The sequence below is a fragment of the Lentzea sp. NPDC058450 genome (assembly GCF_042721395.1).
Classification (GTDB): Bacteria; Actinomycetota; Actinomycetes; order Mycobacteriales; family Pseudonocardiaceae; genus Lentzea.
The window spans coordinates 1-20,739 of the sequence record NZ_JBHXLO010000035.1 but is presented as its reverse complement, the minus strand read 5'-3'; the positions used below and the strand labels follow the sequence as shown (position 1 = coordinate 20,739).

The following is a 20,739-nucleotide window of genomic DNA, read 5'->3' as shown; positions in this document are numbered from 1 at the left end:
ACTACCCGCGCACCGCTCGCGGAGTGATGTCACCGGGGTTAATTGCCGATCGAACCACCCGATCAGCCTAAAGTGCCCACCATGTGGGCAGATCGTTGTCCACAGAGGACGGTCAACCGCGCAATTCCGTCACAGCGGACACCCCGTACCGCGCGACCAGCGCGGCACCGATCGAGGCCAGGTGCTCCAGCACCCCAGCCGGTCCGATCACCTCGACCCAGTCGACCAGCCCGGCGAGCTCACCGGCCAGCGCGTAGTCGCTGTAGCCCCGGATCACGACCTCGACGCGCCCTTCCTCCGCGGCCCCACCCACCTCCAACCGATCGCCAACAACCATCCGCAGCAGACCGGTCGCGTGCGGCACGCACACCGCCCGCACCTCCACGGGCGTGCGCCTGCGGTCCACCTCGTCGGCGATCTCCCGCCAGCTCGCGGCGAGATCGAAGCCCTCAGGCCGTTCCACCGGCTCGCCCGTCGGTTCCGCGAACGACACCCGGTCGATCCGGAACGTCCGCAACCCGTCCGCGGTCTGACCGACCAGGTACCACCACGCCCCTTTGGCGACGATGCCCAGCGGATGCACGACCCGGACGCTCTCAGCCCCGGCCCGGTCGACGTACCCGAGCCGCACCTGCACACCCCGGATCACCGCGTCCTGCACGTCGTCGAGGAACGGGTGAGGCCGTTGCTCGACCCGACTGGCACCCCACCGCCCCGGATCCACGACCAACGACGACGACGCCACCTCGGCCTGCTCCCGAAACGGCTCGGGCAAGGCCTGCACGAGCTTGCGCAGCGCCGCCTTGACGGCCGGCGTGGCAGCCGAAGCCTGCCCGGCCACCAGGAACAAGGCCCGAGCCTCCCCGGCGGTCAACCCGGACAGGTCAGTCCGCGCCCCGCCCACGAGCCGCCACCCACCACCCCGCCCCTGCACGGAGTACACGGGCACCCCGGCCATCCCCAGGGCGTCCAGGTACCGCCGAGCAGTCCGCTCGGACACCTCCAACTCCTCAGCGACCTCCGCAGCGGTCACCTGCCCACGCCGTTGCAGCAGGAGCAGCACAGCCACCAGCCGATCAGTTCCCACGTCACTGAGATTCGCACGAAAACCGGTCACGAGCTGACCGGTTTGACTGGCCAAGATCCGTGCCATGACCTTCCCCGAACCGACCATGGTCCCCGTCAACGGCGTGGAACTCGAAGTCTTCGAAGCCGGCACCGGAAAGCCCGTGATCCTCTGCCACGGCTGGCCGGAACACGCCCACTCGTGGCGCCACCAGATCCCCGCCCTGGTCGAGGCAGGCCACCACGTCATCGCCCCGAACCAGCGCGGCTACGGCAACTCGTCCCGCCCGCCCGAGGTGACGGCCTACGACATCAAGCACCTGACCGGCGACCTCGTCGCACTCCTCGACCACTACGGCTACGACGACGCCACCTTCATCGGCCACGACTGGGGCGCGTACGTCGTCTGGAGCCTGGCCGTCCTGCACCCGGCGAGGGTCAACAAGGTGATCAACCTCAGCCTGCCCTACCTCGACCGCACGGCAATGCCGTCCATCGACTTCATGGAAAGCGTGCTCGGCAGCGACTACTACTTCGTCCACTTCAACCGCCGCCCCGGCGTGGCCGACGCCCTGTTCGACGCGAACACCGCCCGCTTCCTCGGCAACCTCTACCGGGAGCTGGCTTCCACCACCCCGCTGGTCGACCTCGCCACCGCGGAATCCGTGCCCGGCGAACCCGTGTTGAACGACGAAGAACTGGCCGTCCTCGTCGCCGCCTTCGAATCGTCCGGCTTCACCGGCGGCATCAACTGGTACCGCAACTTCGACCGCAACCTGGACCTGCTGGCCGCCGTGGACCCGATCGTGCGGCAGCCCGCGCTCATGATCTACGGCGACCGCGACACCATCCCTCCGTCACCGACCCTGAAGGACTTCGTGCCCGGCGTGGACGTGCTCAGCCTGGACGCCGGCCACTGGATCCAGCAGGAGCGCCCGGAGGAGACGACCCAGGCGATCCTGAAGTGGCTCGCCGACTAGAACCGGCACCACTTCTGCGCATTCCCTGAAAACGAAACAGGCGCAGACCGTGCGGCCTGCGCCTGTTTCACGATTTCGTGCATGCACTTCCTCGGCGGAGCCGAGAGAACCCTGGCCTTCACCACCATGCCGCCACTTTGCTCCACAAGAGACTCCGAGCAGCGCGGGCACAGCTTCAGGGAAATTCCAGGTGATATGGCAGACGCCCTCCTGCTGATGAGGGACCTGTTCACCGTTCTGCCGAGCAGCTCACCAACCACCCGAACAACCAGCCATAAGTCGCCGGGGACACTCGATGTAACAGTCGGCGCACCAGAGACGACTGCCCTACCGGGAAGTGCATTCCTTTTGGAGGGCGAACTCGAATGGTCGACGCGAACATAAGCGCATCTCTCCCCAAGTCACTCGTCAAGCGACTCGTCAACGTTGATCGCGGACGAGAAATGAACCTCTACTGCCCGCATTGCGAAGAAATCAGAAAGTCGACGACGGTGAGCTGGGCGCACGGCGACAAGGACGTCGTTTCCTTCATCATCAACAACATCAACAACTACAACCCCCTTCTGAACATGCTCGCCGGCAACCCGGCGGTCTGCCACAGCTGCAAGCGCATGTTCACCTACTGACGCCCGAACTCCCGCCAGAGCTGTTCGACCGGGACACTCCGCGAAGCACCGGATGCCACTGGGGCGAGCTTGCTCGGCTCACCAAGCCCCCCACGCCGTCGACGAGAAGGGCGTGACGATCAGAGGCAACCGCCCAAGTCGCTGAGAACAGCAAGAAGCCCGTTTGATCGAGCACTTCTGCTCGATCAAACGGGCTCTCATTTCAAGTGGAGCTGAGGGGACTCGAACCCCTGACCCTCACACTGCCAGTGTGATGCGCTACCAGCTGCGCCACAGCCCCTTGAAGGTCCACGTTCCCGGCGGGTTTCCCCGTCGTTCTCGTGTGGCAATACCGTACATCACCTGTGCCACAAGATAAAAATCGGGGGTACCCAAAGCGCATTCGGCCTGGTAGGACCGGGTGATGACCGCCGGAGCACCGTTCGACCCCAAGATCGGGAGCATGGCCCCCGAGGCCCTGCGCGAGCTGCAGGAACAGCGGCTGCAAGCCATGATCGACCTCCTGCTCACCACCGACAACCTTCAGGCGAGAAGACTGAGGGAGATCGGCGTGACGCGCGGCACAGATGTGCGGCTCGACGAGATCGATCGCCTGCCCACGATCAGCAAGCAGGACCTGTGGGACCACTACCCGTTCGGGCTTCGCGTCGCGCCACAAGAAGACATCGTCTGCGTGCACGGGTCGTCGGGCACGGGTGGCCGGCCGACCCTCATCCCCTACACGGCCAACGACGTGGAGATCTGGTCCGAGGTGATGGCCAGGGCGCTGCACGGGGCCGGGGCCACCAGGACCTCGGTCGTCCACAACGCGTACGGCTACGGGCTCTTCACGGGCGGGCTCGGGGTGCACCACGGCGGGCTCAAGCTCGGAGCGACGGTCGTTCCCATGTCCGGCGGCATGACGGAGCGGCAGGTGCGGCTCATCGAGGACCTGCGGCCGGACGTGTTGTGCTGCACGCCGTCGTACGCGCTGCGGCTGGCGGAGGACCTGGAGCAGGACAACTCCATCGAGGTCGGCATCTTCGGCGCCGAGCCGTGGACGGACGAGATGCGCCAGGAGATCCAGCAACGGCTGGGCATCAGGGCGTTGGACATCTACGGGCTGTCGGAGATCATCGGGCCTGGGGTGGCGTGCGAGTCGCTGGACTCGGAAGGGCTCCTGAACATCGCGGAGGACCACTTCTACCCCGAAACGCAAGACGGCGAGCTGATCTTCACCACGCTCACGAAGACCGGCATGCCGCTGCTGCGGTACCGGACCGGGGACGTGGCGACACTGCACGAACCGAAGAACAGCCCCTTCCGGCGGATGAGCAAGCTCAAGGGGCGCAAGGACGACATGCTGGTCATCCGGGGCGTGAACGTGTTCCCCACGGAGATCGAGGCGGTGGTGCTGGAGCTGGCGAGCCCGCACTACCTGATCGTCGAGGACCGGCGGACGACGACGGCGCGGCTGCACGTGGCGGTGGAGTCCACTGAGGACGTCCGAACCGGACTGGAGAACAAGCTCAAGGAGCGCCTGGGGATCACGTGCCTGGTGCACGTGCTCGAACCCGGCAAGCTGCCGCGCACCGAGGTGGGCAAAGCACAGCGCCTGGCCCGGTGGACCCAGGGCCAGGCGCCGATCGACGGTCTCACTTAGTCAGGTCGGACAGCCAGTTCTTGTTGTCCAGGTCGACGAGCTTGCCGCCGGAGGCGACGCTGGGGGTGCCGCGGAAGCGGCCCGTCTCGGCGTCGCGCAGGGCGGGGTCGTTGCTGGTCTTGGACATCAGCTCGTCCAGCTGCGACTTGTAGGTCTGCGAACGCACGCAGGACTCGAAGCCCGCCGCGGTGACGCCCACGTCCTTGCCCAGCTTGATGAGCTGGTCCTGGGTGTAGCCGGCCTCGCCCTCCTCGGGCTGCTTGGCGAACAGGGCGGCGTGGAACGCGTTGAACTTGCCGTCGTCGGCGACGCACAGGGCGGCGTTGGCCGACTCCGTCGAGTAGCCCTCGGGGCTCGACATGCGGTTCAGCATCGGCAGGATGTTGTAGCGGATCTTGACCTTGCCGTCCTCGACCGCCTTCTTGATGTCGGTGCCGTAGGTCTTCTCGAACGTGCCGCAGATCGGGCACAGGAAGTCCTCGTACACGTCGACCGTCACGGTGGCGGTGTCCTTGCCGACGAGGACGGTGTTGCCCTCGCGGACGGCGGGCGCCGAGATCGTGTGGTCGGCCGGTGCCAGCGGGATGGCCTCCGTGCCGGTCGTCGACGGCTTCATCTGCTGGAAGACGACGTACCCGATCACGGCGACGGCCAGCACCGCGACCACGGCGATGCCGGCGATGACCTTCGTCCGGTCCGAACCGCCACCCGTGCCGCGCGCCGCAGCCACCGCCATCGCGGCCTGCTTCTTCTTCCGCGCACTGCGCTCTGCTCCACCCACGGCGACGAGGGTAGCGACACAAACTAAAAGAAAGCTGAGCGCGCAATCACGCTTCCGGGTGACGCGGCTTGCCACCGACCCGTTCGCCGGTCGGGACCTCGGCACTCTCGTCCAGCGCACCGCACTCCGGCGCCACCGCGGCGGCCGTGTGCTCCTCCTCATGTGTGGGCAGGGTCTCGGGCGCGGCGAACCAGAACAGCACGGACAGCAGCAGCGCGGCACCGGTGATGGCGAACGAGGCCTCGAAGCCGAACGAGTCGGCGAGCAGGCCCGCGCACATCGGCCCGATGATCGCGCCCAGGTCCGTCACCATCTGGAACCCGGCGAGCACCGGCCCGCCCTTGCCGCGCGCCCCGATGACGTCCGCCACCACGGCGTTCTGCGGCGGGTTCAGCAACCCGGCGCCGGCGCCCGCGACCAGCGAGGCCGCCATGAACGTCCACAGGTCGCCGCTGAAGCCCATCCAGACCGTCGCGAGGCCGCTGATGACCAGCCCGGCGATGGCGACGGGCTTGCGGCCGCGGGTGTCGGCGATCTTGCCGGACAGGAACAGCATCGCCGCGTTGCCGGCCGCGAACACCGACATCGAGATGCCCGCGACGGCCGCGCTGTGCTCCAGCGCCTCGATCACGAACACCGGCACGAGCGAGATCCGCACGCCGAACACGGCCCAGCCGTTGGCGAACCCGGACGCCAGCGCCGCGCGGTACGCACCGTGCCGAGCGGCCTCCCGCACGGTCATCGGCGTCTCGGTGTTGGTGCGGTCGATCTCCACCAGCGTCGAACGGCGCAGGAAGAACCAGACCACGAACGCCGCGAGGCACAGCAGCAGGCCGTACGACACGAACGGCACCCACAGCCCGAACGGCACGAGCCCGGCGCCGACGATCGGCCCCGCGATGTTGCCGATCAGGAACCCGGCCGCCCACATCCCCGAGGCCCGCCCGCGCATCGGCGCCGGCGTGATCCGGATCAGCAGCCCCAGCGCCGCGACCGTGAACATCGTCGACCCGACCCCGGCCAGCGCCCGCCACGAGAGCATCTCGGCGTAGCTGGACGAGAACCCGCACATCGCCGTGCCGACGGCGACGATGAGGATGCCGACGATGTACACCCGAGGCTCGCCGAACCGGTTGACCAGCTTGCCGCTCACCGGCGCGAACGCCAGCCGAACGAACGCGAACGCGCTGATCAGGGCCGCAACAGCCGTGTGACCGACACCGAACGATGACGCGTACACCGGCAGAACGGGTGCCACGATCCCGAATCCCACGGCGATGATGAAGCTCGCCGCGACCAGAACCCACACCTCGACCGGTAACCGCTCCCGCACAAAGCCTCCCTTAGCCCTGCTAAGGATATGTCACGCGGCAACTAAGTAACTCAGTCGAGCAGCTCATCAACCCTGCGTACATATGCGGTCACGGGATACGCCGCAACGAACCCGCACGCCTCGGCGAACCGCTCCCCTGGCCCCTCGTCCACCTGCGACGCGACCAACATCGCCCCAGCCGAACGCAACGCCGACACCGCGGACACCACCAACGACCGCCCCACGCCCCGACGCCGCCGCGCCGGACGCACCACGCACTGCTCGACCAGGCCCACACCGCGTTCGGCGAACCCCGACGCGAATCCGCCGATCCGGTCGCCGTCGTCCACCACCAGGAGCAAACACCGCGGGTCGTCCAATCGATGCCCGAGCCAGCGCCCCAATCGTTCACGGTTGCCGACCAACTCGTCCGACAGCAGCTCCACGATCCCCAGCAGATCCGCGTCGACAGCCCGCCTGACCTCGCCGGACACCGAAGCCTCACCCCGGTGCACGACCGTCAGCAGCTCCTCGACGGCGTACCAGCCGGAGTCGTCGGCGATGCCCTCGATCTCGTCGACGGTCGTCGGCGACGCGTACACGACGGCCTCGGCGCGCCCCACGTCCGCGAACGTCTGCTCCAGCTGCAACAGCGTCGACGCGACCTCGACCGACGTGCCGTCCAGCGCGCAGCCGAAGTTGCCGGACGGCAGCGGGTTCTCGCGGTTGATCACCACGGCCGCGCTGCCGACCTTGCCGATCTTGCCGTACCGAACCGCACCGGACGCGAGCCGCGCGCCCTCCACCAGGATCGCGAGCGACCGCGACTGGTACGGGTCGAGCAGTTCCGGGTCGTCGGGGTCGCGCAACGGGTCAACCAACGCGGCGGTCCTTCCACTGGGCACCTGGACGCAACGCGCAGTCCAACAGGAACACGCCAATCGTCGCCCATGCGAACGGCGCGAGCACCGCCGAGGCCTCCGGCTGCCCGATCCGCCGCACGAACTCGCGGTGCGACACGGCCTGCGCGCACCACGCGAGCCACGACCACGGCGAACGCCACCGCAGCACCGGGACCAGCCCGTACGCGAGGTGCAGCAGCCCGGCGGCGACCAGCAGCGGACGCCCCCACGGCCCGAACATCTCCCGGAACGCCGGCTGGATGCTCTTGCGCAACGACCGCCAGCAGTCGCCGAACGTGTCGATGCCCGAGGTCGTCAGCAGCATCGAGGCGTCGACGAACCTCGTCACCCCGCCGGAGTCCCTGATCAACGTCGCCAGCCCGACGTCGTCCGCGTGCGTCCCGGCCAGCGCCCGCCAGCCACCGGCGGCCTCGAACACCGAACGCCGCACGAGGATGCAGTGACCGACCGCCAACGCCGTCGGCCCGCGCCCGTCCGGCGGCGACCCCTCGAACACCAGCGCGTTGAACGCGGGCAGCAGGAACCACCAGGCCGGACCGACGCCACGCCCGGACGACGACACGAGGTCGGCGCCCAACGCGTGAGCCGACGCCACCAGCCGTCCCACCAGGTCAGGCGCACACGTCACGTCGGCGTCCACGAACAAGAACCACTCTTCGTCCTGAGCGGCCCCCACACCGAGATGCATCGCGTGCGTCTTCCCGGCCCACCCCTCGGCAGGCCCGGCAGACTCGATCACCTCAGCCCCGAGAGACCGCGCAACGTCAGCGGTGCCATCAGAAGAAGCGTCATCCACGACCACCACGCGCACACCGGGCCGGCCGACCAGCCCGGGCAGCAGCCGCGGCAACGTCGACGCCTCGTCGCGTGCCGGAACCACGGCCAGCACGGACGCCTCCCGGGACGCCGTCGACACCTCGGGCACGTGCTTCCACTGCGCGACCGTCCGCCCGGACCGCAGCACGGACGCGACCGCGGACACCACGCCGATCATCCCCATCGGACAACCCTGACACACTCACGGACGTGGACCTGCCTGATCTCCCGGTGAAATCCGTGATCCCCCAGCTCCTGGAGCAGCTCCAGGAGCGAGGAGCGGCCGTGCTGGTCGCGCCCCCGGGAACCGGCAAGACGACGCTGGTCCCGCTCGCCCTCGACGGCAAGGTCGTCGTCGCCGAACCGCGCCGGATCGCCGCACGGGCCGCCGCCGCGCGGATGGCGAGCCTGCTGGGCGAACCCGTCGGCCACACCGTGGGCTACTCGGTCAGGGGCGACCGCAAGACCAGCAGGCACACCCGCATCGAGGTCGTCACGAGCGGCCTGCTCGTCCGCCGGCTCCAGCACGACCAGGAGCTCAGGGGCGTGGGCACGGTCCTGCTCGACGAGTGCCACGAACGCCACCTCGACGCCGACCTGCTGCTCGCCCTGCTCCTCGACGCCAAGGCAGGCCTGCGCCCCGACCTCAAGCTCCTCGCGACGTCCGCAACGGTTGCCGCGCAAAGACTCTCGGACCTGCTCAACGCTCCGGTCCTGACCTCCGAGTCGCGCATGTTCCCGACCGAGATCACCTACGTCGCCCCGGCGCGCAACGAGCACATCGAGAACACCGTCGCGCGCGCCATCCACAAAGCACTGTCCGAAGTGGATGGCGACGTACTGGCGTTCCTGCCGGGTGTCAAGGAGATCAACCGCACCGCCCGGCTGATCAACGCGGAGACGGTCATCCTGCACGGCCAGCTGAACGCGCAGACGCAGGACGCCGCGCTGAAGCGGGGCGACCACCAGCGGGTCGTGCTCGCCACCAGCATCGCCGAGTCGAGCCTCACCGTCCCCGGCGTGCGGGCGGTCGTCGACGCGGGCCTCGCCAGGGTCCCGCGCGTCGACCACCGGAGGGGCCTCGCCGGGCTGGCCACGATCCGCGTCTCCCAGGCCGTCGCCGACCAGCGCGCTGGACGTGCGGGCCGTGAGGCACCGGGCCGCGTCTACCGCTGCTGGCCCGAACACGAGCACAGCACGCTGCCCCGCTACCCGGAACCGGAGATCAAGACCGCCGACCTCACCCGCCTCGCGCTGGAGCTCGCCGTGTGGGGAACGCCTGACGGCAGCGCGCTGAACTGGTGGGACGCGCCGCCGGAGGGTGCGCTCAAGGCCGCGCAGGAGACGCTGAACGCCATCGGCGCGCTCGACCCGGACCGGCGCGACCGCATCGCGAACGTCGGCCTGCACCCCCGGCTCGGCCGCGCCCTGATCGACGGCAGCGCGCTCGCCGGCAACCGGACCGCCGCCGAGGTCGTGGCCCTGCTCGACGACAGCACGCACCACAACACGAGCTACCTGGCGGACGCGCTGAAGGCCCCCGGCAAGTGGCGCCAGGAGGTCAAGAAGCTCGAAAAGCTCGGCAGCAACCCTCATGGCAACGGCGACCCGGCGCTCGTCGTCGCCCTCGCCTACCCGGAACGCCTCGCGAAGCGCAGGTCCAAGAACAGCAACGTCTACCTGATGGCCAACGGCACGGCCGTCGAGCACACGGACTCGCACAACAAGTGGCTCGCCGTCGCGATCGCCGACCGCGAACCGGGCAGCAAGCACGGCCGCGTCCGGCTGGCCGCCCCCGCCGACGAGGACCTCGCCATCACGGCGGCGGAAGCCCTCGTGCACACCGAGGACGACATCCGCTGGACCGGCGACGTCGTCGCGAACGAGGTCCGCAAGCTCGGCGCGATCACCCTCGACGAACGCCCCCTCAACGACCTCGCCAAGTCGCAGCAGGCACTCCGGCTGGGCCTCGAAACCGAGGGACTCGGCCTGCTCAAGTGGCCGGACAGCGCCGTCAAGCTCCGCGAGCGGATGGCGTTCCTGCACCGCACCCGCGACTGGCCGTCGGTCGCGGACGAGGACCTGATCCGCAAGATCGACCTCGGCAAGGCCAAGAAGCGCTCGGACCTCGCCAAGATCGACACCACCGCGTTGCTGCGCGCCCTGCTGCCGTGGCCGGAGGCGGCGGACTTCGACAAGCTCGCGCCGGAACGGATCGGGCAGGGCAAGGTCGACTACACGCAGGACCAGCCCGTTCTCTCGGTCCGCATCCAGGACGCCATGAAATGGGCCGACACACCCGAGATCGCCGGAATTCCGGTGGTGGTGCACCTGCTCTCGCCGGCGGGCCGCCCGACGGCCGTGACCAGCGACCTCAGGTCGTTCTGGCGCAACGGCTACCTGCGGGTTCGCAGCGAGCTGAAGGGCCGTTATCCCAAGCACCACTGGCCGGAACGCCCCTGGGACAAGAGCAAGAAATCACTTTGAACCATTAGGAATCGAACAACGTTAATCTCTCTTATGGCGCACATCGCGATCTTCCTGATGCCCGAGCGAGGACACTTCCTGCCCGCGCTCGGCATGATCGCGGAACTCGTGCGCCGGGGCCATCGGGTGAGCTGTCCCGCCACCCCGCGGTTCGCCGCCGCCGTGACGGAGTGCGGCGCGACCGCGATCCCCTGCGAGTCCACGCTGCCCGACGACCTGCCCGGCTCGTTGCTCGACGCCGCCCGGCTCGCGCTGACCGAGGCGGAGTCGGCGCTGCCGCAGCTCGAGGACAGGTTCCGCGACGACCCACCGGACTTCGTCGTCTGGGACATCGCGGCCTGGTCCGGCGGCGTCATCGCGCACCGGCTGGAGGTGCCGAACGCGCTGCTGGAGGTGCTGCTGACCAGCAACGAGCACTGGTCGCTCGGCACCGAGGTGATCCCGCCGCGCACGTTCGACCCCGCCGCCGTCCGGTTCTTCACCCAGGTGCACGCCTTCATCGGCAGTTCGCTGCCCGAGTTCGTGGCAGGCGCGCGCCGCCGGATCGCCTTGTTCCCCAGGGAGTTCCAGCCGCACGGCCACACGTTCGGCGAGCACGTCGCGTTCGCCGGCCCGTGCCTCACCGAACGTGAGTTCCAGGGCGCCTGGGAACCTCCGGCCGACCGGCCCGTCGTGCTCGCCACGACCGGCACGCAGGTGTGCGCGGACGCGGCACGGGGAATGCCGTGGCACCTGGTGACCAAGGGCAAGGTGCTGAGTCCCGCGATGAACGTCGAGACGCACGACGAGGTGCCGCAGCTCGCGGTGCTCAAGCACGCCAGTGTGTTCGTGACGCGCGGCGGCATGGGAGGTGTGATGGAGGCGTTGCACCACGGCGTTCCCATGATCGTCGTGCCGCACATGACCGACCAGCGGCTCAACGGCCAGCGCGTCGAGGAGCTCGGACTCGGTGTGCTGCTCGACACCGTGACCGTCGAGGGGGTGCGCTCGTTGGTGAGTCAGCTGTCGTCGGACTCCGCGATCTCCGCTCGCGTGAAGGACATGCAGCGGATGATCCACCGGGCGGGCGGCAGCGCGGTCGCCGCGGACGTCGTCGAAGAGGAGCTGGCGCGGTGAGACGGATCTGGGACGACGCTGTCCGAACGCTCGGCGGGGCACCGGACGCGGGTGACCTGATGGAGCGCTACGCCGAACCGCACCGGACCTACCACAACACGTTCCACGTGGTGTCGGTCGTGCGTGACTCGTCGGCGCTGGCGGACGCGTTCGCGTTCACGGTGGAAGAGCGCGCGATCCTCGCTCTCGCCGCCTGTGCGCACGACGTGATCTACGACAGCAAGCCCGGCGAGGACGAACGCGCGTCGGCCGCGTGGGCCCGCGAACGCCTAACGGGCCTGGAAGAACCGCACATCGCGCGCGTCGAGTCGTTGGTGCTGGCCACGATCATGCACTCGTCGGACGACCCGCTGGCGCACCTGCTGCTCGACGCCGACCTCGCGATCCTCGGCTCGGAGCCGGACCACTACGAGCGGTACAGCGCGGCCGTGCGGCAGGAGTACGCGCAGTACGACGACGAGACGTGGCGCGCGGGGCGGGCGAAGGTGCTGAAGACGCTGCTCGACCGCGAGGTGCTGTTCGTGACCGAGCCCGCGCGGCAGCTGTGGGACGCCGCCGCGCGGACCAACCTGGCCCGTGAACTTCAGTCCCTCGCGTAGAGCACCTTCGTGGCAGTGGTGAAGCGCTGCACGGTCTCCGGGATCGGCTCGATCCCGATGCCCGGCCCCGTCGGCACGTGCATGAAGCCGTCCTGGAGCTCGAACGGCTCGGTGAGGTCCTCGGCGAAGTAGCGGCGGGACGCCGAGACGTCGCCGGGCAGCACGAACCCGGGCAACGCGGCGAGCGCGAGGTTCGGGCCGCGGCCGACGCCGGTCTCCAGCATCCCGCCGCACCACACCGGAATCCCGTGCGCGACGGCCACGTCGTGGATCCGGCGCGCCTCCAGGTAGCCGCCGACCCGCGCGGGCTTGACGTTGATCACCCGGCACGCGTCGAGCGCGATGGCCGTCGCCGCGTCCTTGGCCGAGGTGATCGACTCGTCCAGGCAGATCGGCGTGCGGATGCGCTGCGCCAGCAGGGAATGGCCGCGGATGTCGTCCTCTTCCAGCGGCTGTTCGATCAGCAGCAGGTCGAACTCGTCGAGCCGGCGCAGGTGTTCGGCGTCGGCCAGCGCGTACGCGGTGTTGGCGTCGACCTGCAGCAGGACGTCGCCGAACCGTTCGCGCACGGCCCGCACCGGCTCGACGTCCCAGCCCGGTTCGATCTTGAGCTTGATCCGCGCGTAGCCCTCAGCCAGGTAGCCCTCGACGTCGTCCAGCAGCTCGGGGATCGAGTTCTTGATCCCGACCGACACGCCCGCGGGGACGCGGTCGGCCGTGGCACCGAGGTACGTCCCGATCGACATCCCGAACGACCGCAGCTCGGCGTCCAGGATCGCGGTCTCCAGCGCGGCCTTCGCCAGCTTGTGGCCCTTGATCGCGTGCGTCCTGGGCGCGACCTCGGCGGACGTGATCTCCGGCGTCACCCGCGGCACGAGGTGCTGGTCCAGCACGAGTTCCGCGGCGCCGACGAACTCCGAGCAGTACAGCGGTTCGGGGTCGGCCGCGAACTCCGACCAGCCCTCCGCCGCGTCCGTGACGACCCGCAGCAGGAACGTGTCCTTGGTCGTCATCGTGCCGAACGACGTGCGGAACGGCGTCACCAGCGGAATCGCGACGTGCAGCAGGTCGATCCGGTCGATCCTCACGGCCGCTCCAACTCGTACCAGCCCTCGCGGGACATCGACGTGGCCACGTAGCCCTGCGCGAACGCGTCCACGAACACCCCGCGCACCGCCTCGCGCCACTGCCTGGCCAGCTCGGGCGAATCCTTGCGCACCTGCACGACGTCCCGCGGCACGCGGCACCAGATCCGGTCGCCGTCGGTGCGCGCCAACGGTTCCCCGTCCGGCGCCTCCCGCGTGACCTCGCCGGACGGCACCGACTCGTGCGGCTCGCGCGCGCCGGTGAGGTCCCACTTCACGGTCAGCCGGTCGCTCTCGTCGCCGTCGTTCACGCCGTCGCGCATCGGCCCGTAGAAGTCCACCGTGTACTCGGTGACCACCGCACCGAGCTTGACCAGGTTGAACCGGGCGTTGCGCGCCACCAGCGGGTCGTACGTCCAGCGCATCGACTTCGCCCCGAGCCCGGCGGCCCAGTCCTTCTGCGCGAGCTTCAACGGGTGACCGACGCCGGGCCGCGCGGACGCAATCATCGAGTACACCGATCCGTCCGGGCAGAAGAGGCCGGTCGTGGCGCCGATCAGCTCGTCGCCGTCGAACGCCCCGATCGTCGCGCCACCCGCGTGCCGGATGCAGTGCAGCGTCTCCGACGACAGGACGTCCTCGGTCGCGTCCCAGACCTCGGCGTAGTACGCGCTGACGCGAGCGATGCCACCGACGTCAGTGATCACCTGGAACCGCAAGGCGTGCCTTCCTGACGCTGTAAGCGAAGTAGATGACGAACCCGAGGGCCATCCAGGCGAGGAACGCGATCCACGTGTCCAGCCCGAGGCTGAACATCATGTAGACGCAGAACCCCAGGCCCACCAACGGTGTCACGGGCGACAACGGCACGCGGAACGTGCGCTTCCGCTCCGGTTCGGTGCGACGCAGGATGATCACCGCGATGTTGACCAGCGCGAACGCGAACAACGTGCCGATGCTCGTCGCGTCGGCGAGCGACCCCAGCGGCACGAGCGCGGCCAGCACCGCGATGAACAGGCCGACGATCACCGTGTTCGCGAACGGCACGCCGGTGCGCGGGCTGAGCCTGGCGAAGATCGACGGCACCAGCCCGTCCCGCGACATCGCGTACAGGATGCGCGTCTGTCCATAAAGCACGGTCAGCACGACACTCGTGGTCGCCACGACAGCACCGATCGACAGCAGGATCGGCCAGATCGCGCCGTCGACGTTGTCCGTCAGCACCCGGCTGAGCGCGGCCTCCGTGCCCTCGAACGTCTGCCACGGCATCGCGCCCACCGCCGCCAACGCCACCGCGCAGTACAGCGCGGTGATCACGACCAGCGAGATGATGATCGCCCGCGGCAGGTCGCGCTGCGGGTTCTTGGCCTCCTCACCGGCGGTCGAAGCGGCGTCGAACCCGATGTAGGAGAAGAACAACGTGGCCGCGCCCGCGCTCATGCCCGCGAGCCCCAGCGGGAACAGCGGCTGCAGGTTGCCGGCCTTCAACGCCGTGAACGCGACCGCGCAGAACATCAGCAGCGCGCCGACCTTCACCCACACCAGGATCGTGTTGGTGCGCGCACTGCCCTTGGCGCCGCCGAGCAGCACGACCATCGCGATCACGACCACCACCACGGCGGGGATGTTGATGATCCCGCCGGCGCCCGGCGGCTGGCTCAGCACGTCCGGGATCCGCAGCCCCGTCACGAGGTGCAGCAGCTCGTTGACGTACTGCCCCCACCCGACCGCGACGGCCGCCACCGACACCCCGTACTCCAGCACGAGACACCAGCCGCAGACCCACGCGACGATCTCGCCGAGCGTCGCGTACGTGTACGAGTAGGACGAGCCGGACGCGGGGATCAGGCCCGCGAGCTCGGCGTACGACAGCGCGGAGAACAACGCGGTGATGCCGGCCAGCACGAACGACAGCACGATGGCGGGCCCGGCGAGCGGCACCGCCTCCCCCAGCACGACGAAGATGCCGGTGCCGAGCGTGGCCCCGATGCTGATCATCGTGAGGTGCCCGACACCCATGGTGCGCTTGAGTTCGCTGCCGGGATGAGTCAGCTGGTCGATCGGCTTGCGCCGCAACACGCGCGCCCCGATGCGCTGTTCGTTGCTCATCAGGACAACATAAACCCCTGATATGTAGCTATCTGCCACCAACGGGGCGGAACGTGCGGCGGTACGTGTCCGGCGGCACACCGACGGTCCGGTGGAAGTGCCGCCGCAACGTCGTGGCCGTTCCCATCCCGGACGCCTCGGCGATCTGGTCGACGCTGTCGTCCGTCATCTCCAGCAGCTCCTGCGCGCGCCGGATCCGTTGCGTGTGCAGCCACTGCAACGGCGTGGTGCCCGTCACCGCCCGGAAGAGCCGGGCGAGGTGCCGCGAGCTCATGTTGGCCTGCCGCGCCAGGTCCTCGACGGTGATCGTCTGGTCGAACCGCTTCGACACCCAGTCGAACAGCTCGGTCAGCGGATGGCCCTCGCCCGACGGCACCGGCGCCAGCACGAACTGCGCCTGCCCGCCGTCCCGGTGCGGCGGCACGACGAGCCTGCGCGCCGCCGTGTTGGCGGTGGCGGTGCCGAAGTCGCTGCGGATCACGTGCAGGCTCAGGTCGATCGCCGCCGCCTTGCCCGCGCTCGTCAGCACCTGACCGTTGTCGACGTACAGCACGTCGGGGTCGACCTCGACCCGCGGATACCGCCGGGCCAGCTCGTCGGTGTGCCCCCAGTGCGTGGTGGCCCGCAGCCCGTCCAGCAACCCGGCCTCGGCCAGCACGAACGCCCCCGTGCACAACGACACGATCCGCGCGCCCTGGTCGTGCGCGGCCTTCACGGCCTCGACGAGATCGAGGTCGAGCGGCTGCTCCACGTCCTCGATGGCAGGCACCACGACGGTGTCCGCGTTCTTGAGCCCGCCGAGCGGAAGGTCGGGTTCGAGCGTGAAGCGCCCGACCCGCACCGGTGCGTTGCCGCAGATCCTGACCTCGTAGTCGAGCTGCGGCGCGGTGAAGATCTCGTACGTGGCGGTCAGCTCGAAGTGCAGCATCCCGCTGGTGACGGCGAACGCGAGCATGTCCGAAAGTGTACGCATCGTGTCGTTCCAGACACTAGCTCGTTGCTGCTTCCGCGGCTTGACTGGTCCACATGGGACACAAGATCGCCGTGTACGGCGCGTCCGGCACCACAGGCCGTTTCGTGCTGGCAGAACTGGAGAAGCGCGGCCACACCGCGCTGCCCTTCGGCCGTGCGCAAGCCACCGCCGACGACCCGGCCGCCCTGGACCGAGCGCTGACGGGCGCCGCCGCCGTGATCAACACGGCGGGCCCGTTCGCGATCACCGCCGCGCCGCTGCTGTCCGCCGCCGAACGCGCGGGTGTGCCGTACGTCGACGTGGCGGCCGAGATCGAGGCGAACGCGGACACGTTCGCCCGCGGCGCCTCGATCCCGGCGGTGCCCGCGATGGCCTTCTTCGGCGGCCTGGCCGACCTGCTCGTCACCGCCGCGATAGGCACGTGGACGTCCGCCGACTCCGCCCACGTCGCGTACGGCCTGAGCGGCTGGCAACCCACCGCGGGCACGCTCGCCGCGGGCCAGGTCTCCCACGACCGGCGGGCCGGCCGGCGCGTCCGGTACGTCGACGGTGCCCTGAGCTACCACGACGCCGCCCCACCGACCCTGACCTGGGAGTTCCCCGGCGGCCCCCGCCAGGTGATCGGCGAGTTCTCGATGGCCGACGTGGTCACGATCCCCAGCCACCTGAACATCCCGTCCGTGACCGACTACATGTCGGTGAGCGCCGCCGAAGGGCTCCGGTCCGCCACCCCGCGCACCGAACCGGAGTCCTTCGTGGTCGACGTCCGCGTCCGGTCAGGTTCGGAGGAACGCCGCCTGACCGCCGCCGGCCGTGACATCTACGCCGTGAGCGCCCCTCTGGCCGTGGAGGCCGTGGAACGCCTGCTGTCCGGGCGTTTCCACGGCACCGGCGTCGCGTCGGCCGGCGCGATGTTCGACGCCCCCGACTTCCTCGCCGCCCTGTCCGATGTCATTCAGTCCAGGCACTGTTCGTGATGATGTCGACGAAGTCCTTGCGCCGGAACGACTTGTCGAAGTGCGCGAGCACGTCGTCGTTCATCGTCCCGTACGTCGTGTCCGGCCGATGGGCCATCCCGTCGTAGAAGGCCTTCAGAATCCGGTTCTTGAAGTCGGGCCGGGGATGCGCGGCCACCACCTCGGCCCGTTGCTGCTCGGTGAGCTCGTCCAGCCCGATGCCCAGCACGTCGGTCTTGACCCCCAGCGCCACCGCCACGACCTCCGGCGACAGGTGCATCGGCACCTCGGGCGTCGTGTGCAACGCGATGGCCAGCCACACGGTCCGAGCGTCCTCTTCGGACCGTCCGTGCTCCAGCAGGAACGTCCGAGCCGCCTCGGCCCCGTCGATCTCGAACCGGGCGTCCTTCGACGCGTACGACTCCGTGAGCCCCAGGTCGTGGAACAACCCGCCCACGTAAGCCAACTCGAGATCGACGTCCAACCCCCGTTGAGCCGCCTTCAACGCGCCCCACAGGAACACCCGCCGCGAGTGGTGGAACAACGTGTCGTCGGTGACCTCGCGAACGAGCTCGGTAGCCGCCCGCGCCAACTCCGTGTCAGGAACAACCACACCTGCGATGACCTCTGCCATGCCGCCCATGCTCGGCCCGCCGCGCCAGGCCTCCCACCGTCAATCCCGACGCACACCCCACAGATCCGGACCTCACCCGCGAGTGCTCCCGAACCGCGCCCGGTACTCACTCGGCGACGCCCCGAACCGTGCCACGAACACCCGCCGCATCGTCTCGGAACTGCCGAACCCGGCCAACTTGGCCGTCCGAGCCACCCCGTGCCCGGCGTCCAGCAGCGCCTTCGCGTGATCCAACCGAACCTGCTCCACGAACCGAGCAGGCGTCGTCTCCAACTCGCCGGCGAACAACCGAGCCAGATGCCGGGCACTGACCCCGACCCGAGCCGCCAACGCGGCGGCGCTGTGATCGAGCGCAGGCTGAGCCGACACCAGATCCACCACCTCGCGCAACAAGGGCGTGCCAGGCCGCCGGACCTCCAACGGCGCCGAGAACTGCGACTGCCCACCGGGCCGCTGCATGAACATCACCAGACTCCGCGCGACCGTCCGAGCCAGGTCGGCCCCGTAGTCCTGCTCGACCAACGCCAACGCCAGGTCCATCCCAGCCGACACCCCGGCCGAGGTGAACACCCCACCGTCCTCGACGAAGATCGCGTCCGGCACCACCTCAACCGCGGGATACCCCCGGGCCAGCCGAGGCGCCTGCTTCCAGTGCGTGGTGGCCCGCCGCCCGTCCAGCACCCCGGCAGCGGCCAACGCGAACGACCCGGTGCAGATCGACACCAGCCGCCGAGCCCGAGGCCACAACACCTGAACGGCCTCGACCAGTTCCGGCGGCACGCCCTGTCTCACGAGCACCTCGCCACCGGCAACAACAACGGTGTCCACCGCGCGAACGCCAGCCGCGTCACCATCAACGGGCAACCGAATCCCGACAGACGTCAGCACGGACTCACCGGACGGCGACACGTACTCGATCGAGTAGTCGGCGCCAGCCGCATTGGCCTCGGCGAACACCTCAGCGGGCCCGGTGACGTCCAGCATCTTCGTCCCGTCGAACACGACGAACACCACCGACCGGCCACCGCTCACCCGGCCAGCATGTCAGCCGGGCAACGCCGCGGCAGACCGGAAAGCCCACCGCGGCGCCCCACCTAGCAGGTGATGCTCGCGTGCCCGCCCACCGTCTGGTGCCCGGAGCTGGACGTGAGGATCGTCCGGTAGGTGCCGCTGACGCAGCCGGCAGGCGCCGACAACCACCCGTCACCCGACGCGAAGTTGTTCCCCGCGAACTGCCACCAGGGACCCGTCAGGTGCTTCTGCACGGTGAGCGTCCAGTTGACGCTGCCACCGCAGTCCCACTTCTCACCCCACCCGACCACGTTGCTGCCGGACTTCGCCGGCGGGTACGCCGCGTAGCGGCAGGCCATGGTCTCCACGCCCGCCGCCTCCGCGGAGGCGGGCGCCGCACCCAGCCCGACCGTTCCGAGCGCCACCAGACAACTGACAAAAGTGCTGACCTTCATCGACCGTCCTCCTGACTCGTCCCCCGCCCCGTCGGCGGGTTCGCCACCAACAGTCGAGCCGGACCGAGCCGGCACACCAGAGTCCCACCGTCTCCGGGACGGCCCGTCCCGTTGCGCAACAGCAGGAACACCACTGAGCAAAGTGGACACCGCGAGTGTCCCATTCCGTCCCGGATGTCCTTGGGACACAACGTCACCCGGTCGGCAGCTGCCTCTTCCCCACCTGGCTGCTACCCACACCGAACGACCTGAGCCACCCTGACAGGATGACGAATCCCCAGTCCCCTGACCGAAGACCCGACGACTCGGTCACCAGGTTCCTGGAAGACTTCGCCGCCACCGTCCAGCGCCACAACCTCTCCCTGCGCGCCGCCGAACAACGGGTCCCGTGGTCCAAGTCGACCATCTCCAGGGCCTTGAACGGCACGACGCTTCCCAAGCTGAACCTGGTGCTGGACGTCCTGAAAGCAGCCGGCCTCCCGCCAGAGGAACTGGAACCCTGGAAGACCCGCCACACCGAACTGGCAACGACCAAACCACCCGAGCCGCCGCAAGCACCCCCAGCCCCACCCCGCCGCCCGGCCCTGACCACAGCGGCCGCGGCCCTGACAGCGGCAACCCTGGCAACCGTGACCACCCTGCTGCTCACCCAGGACTCCACCGCGACACCGCAGCAGACCACCCAGCCGACAACGCGCCCCATGGCCCTGGAGGTCCAGAACAAGGTCGCTCTGGGCGCCACTGACCTGAGAGAGGACACGACCCCCGTCTACCTCTCCACGAAGACCGTGGGTTCCTGCGCCCGCAACAACTGCAAGCTGGAAGGAACCGAGGTGACCAGCGGCGCCCTGCTGGTGGCCACCTGCCACACCACCGGCGCGGAACTGGTCAACTACAACCTCGACGCCCCGGACTCGAAGTCAAACCCGAACGCAGCGCGCTCAACCCTCTGGTACCGAGTGAGAACCCCGAACGGCATCTCGGGCTACCTCTCCGAGGTCTACGTACTCCCCAGAGACAGAGGAGGCCTGGGCCTACCACCCTGCTGACCCGTGGGTACCGATGTCGCGAAGCGACGAGCCCACCGAGCCCAACGAGCCCACCGCCCCTGACAGGCCGACGAAGCCGAAGGCGAGGCGGCCGGGGGTCCGGGGGCTTGCCCCCGGCGT

The 20,739-nt window shown here is 69.2% G+C and carries 20 protein-coding genes and 1 tRNA gene; 8 read left to right on the top strand and 13 right to left on the bottom strand.

What is annotated here, in order from left to right; all coding sequences use genetic code 11:
• Positions 1-112: 112 nt before the first annotated feature.
• Positions 113-1,087: a helix-turn-helix transcriptional regulator gene (locus tag ACFWNN_RS37470; RefSeq protein ID WP_382444702.1), complete on the bottom strand. Its 975-nt coding sequence runs from the start codon at positions 1,085-1,087 to the stop codon at positions 113-115.
• 64 nt (positions 1,088-1,151) lie between these two features.
• Here ACFWNN_RS37470 and ACFWNN_RS37465 point away from each other — a divergent pair, with 64 nt between their 5' ends.
• Positions 1,152-2,045, top strand: a complete 894-nt coding sequence (locus ACFWNN_RS37465; protein ID WP_382444701.1) for an alpha/beta fold hydrolase — start codon at positions 1,152-1,154, stop codon at positions 2,043-2,045.
• A 365-nt stretch (positions 2,046-2,410) separates the two neighbouring features.
• Positions 2,411-2,671, top strand: a complete 261-nt coding sequence (locus ACFWNN_RS37460) for a hypothetical protein (RefSeq protein ID WP_382444700.1) — start codon at positions 2,411-2,413, stop codon at positions 2,669-2,671.
• A 207-nt stretch (positions 2,672-2,878) separates the two neighbouring features.
• Here ACFWNN_RS37460 and ACFWNN_RS37455 read toward each other — a convergent pair.
• A tRNA-Ala gene (locus ACFWNN_RS37455) sits at positions 2,879-2,951 on the bottom strand.
• A gap of 123 nt (positions 2,952-3,074) precedes the next feature.
• On the opposite strand from ACFWNN_RS37455, the gene ACFWNN_RS37450 reads away from it, so the two are divergent.
• Positions 3,075-4,313 (top strand): phenylacetate--CoA ligase family protein, encoded by a 1,239-nt coding sequence (locus tag ACFWNN_RS37450; protein WP_382444699.1) that lies wholly within the window; start codon positions 3,075-3,077, stop codon positions 4,311-4,313.
• On the opposite strand, the gene ACFWNN_RS37445 is transcribed toward ACFWNN_RS37450, so the two are convergent.
• The 4 genes from ACFWNN_RS37445 to ACFWNN_RS37430 are packed head-to-tail and all read right to left on the bottom strand — an operon-like array spanning position 4,306 to position 8,329.
• Entirely contained in the window at positions 4,306-5,094 is a 789-nt protein-coding gene (locus tag ACFWNN_RS37445) for a DsbA family protein (RefSeq protein WP_382444698.1), read from the bottom strand. The two genes, ACFWNN_RS37450 and ACFWNN_RS37445, sit on opposite strands and share 8 nt — an antisense overlap.
• Positions 5,095-5,140: 46 nt before the next feature.
• Positions 5,141-6,427, bottom strand: coding sequence for an MFS transporter (locus ACFWNN_RS37440; protein WP_382444697.1), 1,287 nt, complete (start codon positions 6,425-6,427; stop codon positions 5,141-5,143).
• A 50-nt stretch (positions 6,428-6,477) separates the two neighbouring features.
• Positions 6,478-7,287, bottom strand: coding sequence for a GNAT family N-acetyltransferase (locus ACFWNN_RS37435; RefSeq protein WP_382444696.1), 810 nt, complete (start codon positions 7,285-7,287; stop codon positions 6,478-6,480).
• Positions 7,280-8,329 carry a glycosyltransferase gene (locus ACFWNN_RS37430; RefSeq protein WP_382444695.1) on the bottom strand — a complete coding sequence of 350 codons (1,050 nt, stop codon included), beginning with the start codon at positions 8,327-8,329 and terminating at the stop codon, positions 7,280-7,282. The genes ACFWNN_RS37435 and ACFWNN_RS37430 overlap by 8 nt, the downstream gene beginning before the upstream one ends.
• A gap of 26 nt (positions 8,330-8,355) precedes the next feature.
• Between ACFWNN_RS37430 and hrpB the strand changes: the two genes are divergently transcribed.
• From hrpB to ACFWNN_RS37415, 3 genes are read left to right on the top strand one after another with little or no spacing between them, the layout of a single operon-like run.
• On the top strand, positions 8,356-10,632 hold the full coding sequence (hrpB, locus tag ACFWNN_RS37425; RefSeq protein ID WP_382444694.1) for an ATP-dependent helicase HrpB: 2,277 nt from the start codon (positions 8,356-8,358) through the stop codon (positions 10,630-10,632).
• A 33-nt stretch (positions 10,633-10,665) separates the two neighbouring features.
• The gene (locus tag ACFWNN_RS37420) at positions 10,666-11,748 is read left to right on the top strand and encodes a nucleotide disphospho-sugar-binding domain-containing protein (protein ID WP_382444693.1); all 1,083 of its coding nucleotides are present in this window, start codon (positions 10,666-10,668) and stop codon (positions 11,746-11,748) included.
• Positions 11,745-12,347, top strand: a complete 603-nt coding sequence (locus tag ACFWNN_RS37415) for a hypothetical protein (protein WP_382444692.1) — start codon at positions 11,745-11,747, stop codon at positions 12,345-12,347. Before ACFWNN_RS37420 ends, ACFWNN_RS37415 begins: the two co-directional genes overlap by 4 nt.
• Here ACFWNN_RS37415 and menC read toward each other — a convergent pair.
• From menC to ACFWNN_RS37395, 4 genes are read right to left on the bottom strand one after another with little or no spacing between them, the layout of a single operon-like run.
• A complete protein-coding gene (gene menC / locus ACFWNN_RS37410) occupies positions 12,332-13,435 on the bottom strand; it encodes an o-succinylbenzoate synthase (RefSeq protein WP_382444691.1) in 1,104 nt (367 codons plus the stop codon). The two genes, ACFWNN_RS37415 and menC, sit on opposite strands and share 16 nt — an antisense overlap.
• Positions 13,432-14,139, bottom strand: coding sequence for a hypothetical protein (locus ACFWNN_RS37405; RefSeq protein WP_382444690.1), 708 nt, complete (start codon positions 14,137-14,139; stop codon positions 13,432-13,434). Before ACFWNN_RS37405 ends, menC begins: the two co-directional genes overlap by 4 nt.
• The gene (locus ACFWNN_RS37400; protein ID WP_382444689.1) at positions 14,129-15,541 is read right to left on the bottom strand and encodes an amino acid permease; all 1,413 of its coding nucleotides are present in this window, start codon (positions 15,539-15,541) and stop codon (positions 14,129-14,131) included. Before ACFWNN_RS37400 ends, ACFWNN_RS37405 begins: the two co-directional genes overlap by 11 nt.
• A gap of 28 nt (positions 15,542-15,569) precedes the next feature.
• The gene (locus ACFWNN_RS37395) at positions 15,570-16,496 is read right to left on the bottom strand and encodes a GlxA family transcriptional regulator (protein WP_382444688.1); all 927 of its coding nucleotides are present in this window, start codon (positions 16,494-16,496) and stop codon (positions 15,570-15,572) included.
• Between the two features lie 71 nt (positions 16,497-16,567).
• Between ACFWNN_RS37395 and ACFWNN_RS37390 the strand changes: the two genes are divergently transcribed.
• Positions 16,568-17,491, top strand: coding sequence for a saccharopine dehydrogenase (locus tag ACFWNN_RS37390; RefSeq protein WP_382444687.1), 924 nt, complete (start codon positions 16,568-16,570; stop codon positions 17,489-17,491).
• Here the strand turns inward: ACFWNN_RS37390 and ACFWNN_RS37385 are convergent.
• The 3 genes from ACFWNN_RS37385 to ACFWNN_RS37375 all read right to left on the bottom strand — a co-directional run bounded on the left by ACFWNN_RS37385 (position 17,466) and on the right by ACFWNN_RS37375 (position 19,570).
• Positions 17,466-18,104, bottom strand: a complete 639-nt coding sequence (locus ACFWNN_RS37385) for an HD domain-containing protein (protein ID WP_382444686.1) — start codon at positions 18,102-18,104, stop codon at positions 17,466-17,468. The genes ACFWNN_RS37390 and ACFWNN_RS37385 overlap by 26 nt on opposite strands.
• A gap of 72 nt (positions 18,105-18,176) precedes the next feature.
• Positions 18,177-19,136: a GlxA family transcriptional regulator gene (locus ACFWNN_RS37380; RefSeq protein ID WP_382444685.1), complete on the bottom strand. Its 960-nt coding sequence runs from the start codon at positions 19,134-19,136 to the stop codon at positions 18,177-18,179.
• A gap of 62 nt (positions 19,137-19,198) precedes the next feature.
• Positions 19,199-19,570, bottom strand: a complete 372-nt coding sequence (locus tag ACFWNN_RS37375; RefSeq protein WP_382444684.1) for a hypothetical protein — start codon at positions 19,568-19,570, stop codon at positions 19,199-19,201.
• A 266-nt stretch (positions 19,571-19,836) separates the two neighbouring features.
• Here ACFWNN_RS37375 and ACFWNN_RS37370 point away from each other — a divergent pair, with 266 nt between their 5' ends.
• Positions 19,837-20,619, top strand: coding sequence for a helix-turn-helix domain-containing protein (locus ACFWNN_RS37370; protein ID WP_382444683.1), 783 nt, complete (start codon positions 19,837-19,839; stop codon positions 20,617-20,619).
• The last annotated feature ends 120 nt before the right edge of the window (positions 20,620-20,739 follow it).

Excerpts from the sequence above, each read along its gene's own strand:
- ACFWNN_RS37465 (WP_382444701.1), top strand. The coding sequence starts at position 1,152 with ATGACCTTCCCCGAACCGACCATGGTCCCCGTCAACGGCGTGGAACTC.
- ACFWNN_RS37460 (WP_382444700.1), top strand. The coding sequence starts at position 2,411 with ATGGTCGACGCGAACATAAGCGCATCTCTCCCCAAGTCACTCGTCAAG.
- ACFWNN_RS37450 (WP_382444699.1), top strand. The coding sequence starts at position 3,075 with ATGACCGCCGGAGCACCGTTCGACCCCAAGATCGGGAGCATGGCCCCC.
- ACFWNN_RS37430 (WP_382444695.1), bottom strand. The coding sequence starts at position 8,329 with ATGGGGATGATCGGCGTGGTGTCCGCGGTCGCGTCCGTGCTGCGGTCC.
- ACFWNN_RS37420 (WP_382444693.1), top strand. The coding sequence starts at position 10,666 with ATGGCGCACATCGCGATCTTCCTGATGCCCGAGCGAGGACACTTCCTG.
- ACFWNN_RS37400 (WP_382444689.1), bottom strand. The coding sequence starts at position 15,541 with ATGAGCAACGAACAGCGCATCGGGGCGCGCGTGTTGCGGCGCAAGCCG.
- ACFWNN_RS37395 (WP_382444688.1), bottom strand. The coding sequence starts at position 16,496 with ATGCTCGCGTTCGCCGTCACCAGCGGGATGCTGCACTTCGAGCTGACC.
- ACFWNN_RS37390 (WP_382444687.1), top strand. The coding sequence starts at position 16,568 with ATGGGACACAAGATCGCCGTGTACGGCGCGTCCGGCACCACAGGCCGT.
- ACFWNN_RS37385 (WP_382444686.1), bottom strand. The coding sequence starts at position 18,104 with ATGGCAGAGGTCATCGCAGGTGTGGTTGTTCCTGACACGGAGTTGGCG.
- ACFWNN_RS37375 (WP_382444684.1), bottom strand. The coding sequence starts at position 19,570 with ATGAAGGTCAGCACTTTTGTCAGTTGTCTGGTGGCGCTCGGAACGGTC.
- ACFWNN_RS37370 (WP_382444683.1), top strand. The coding sequence starts at position 19,837 with ATGACGAATCCCCAGTCCCCTGACCGAAGACCCGACGACTCGGTCACC.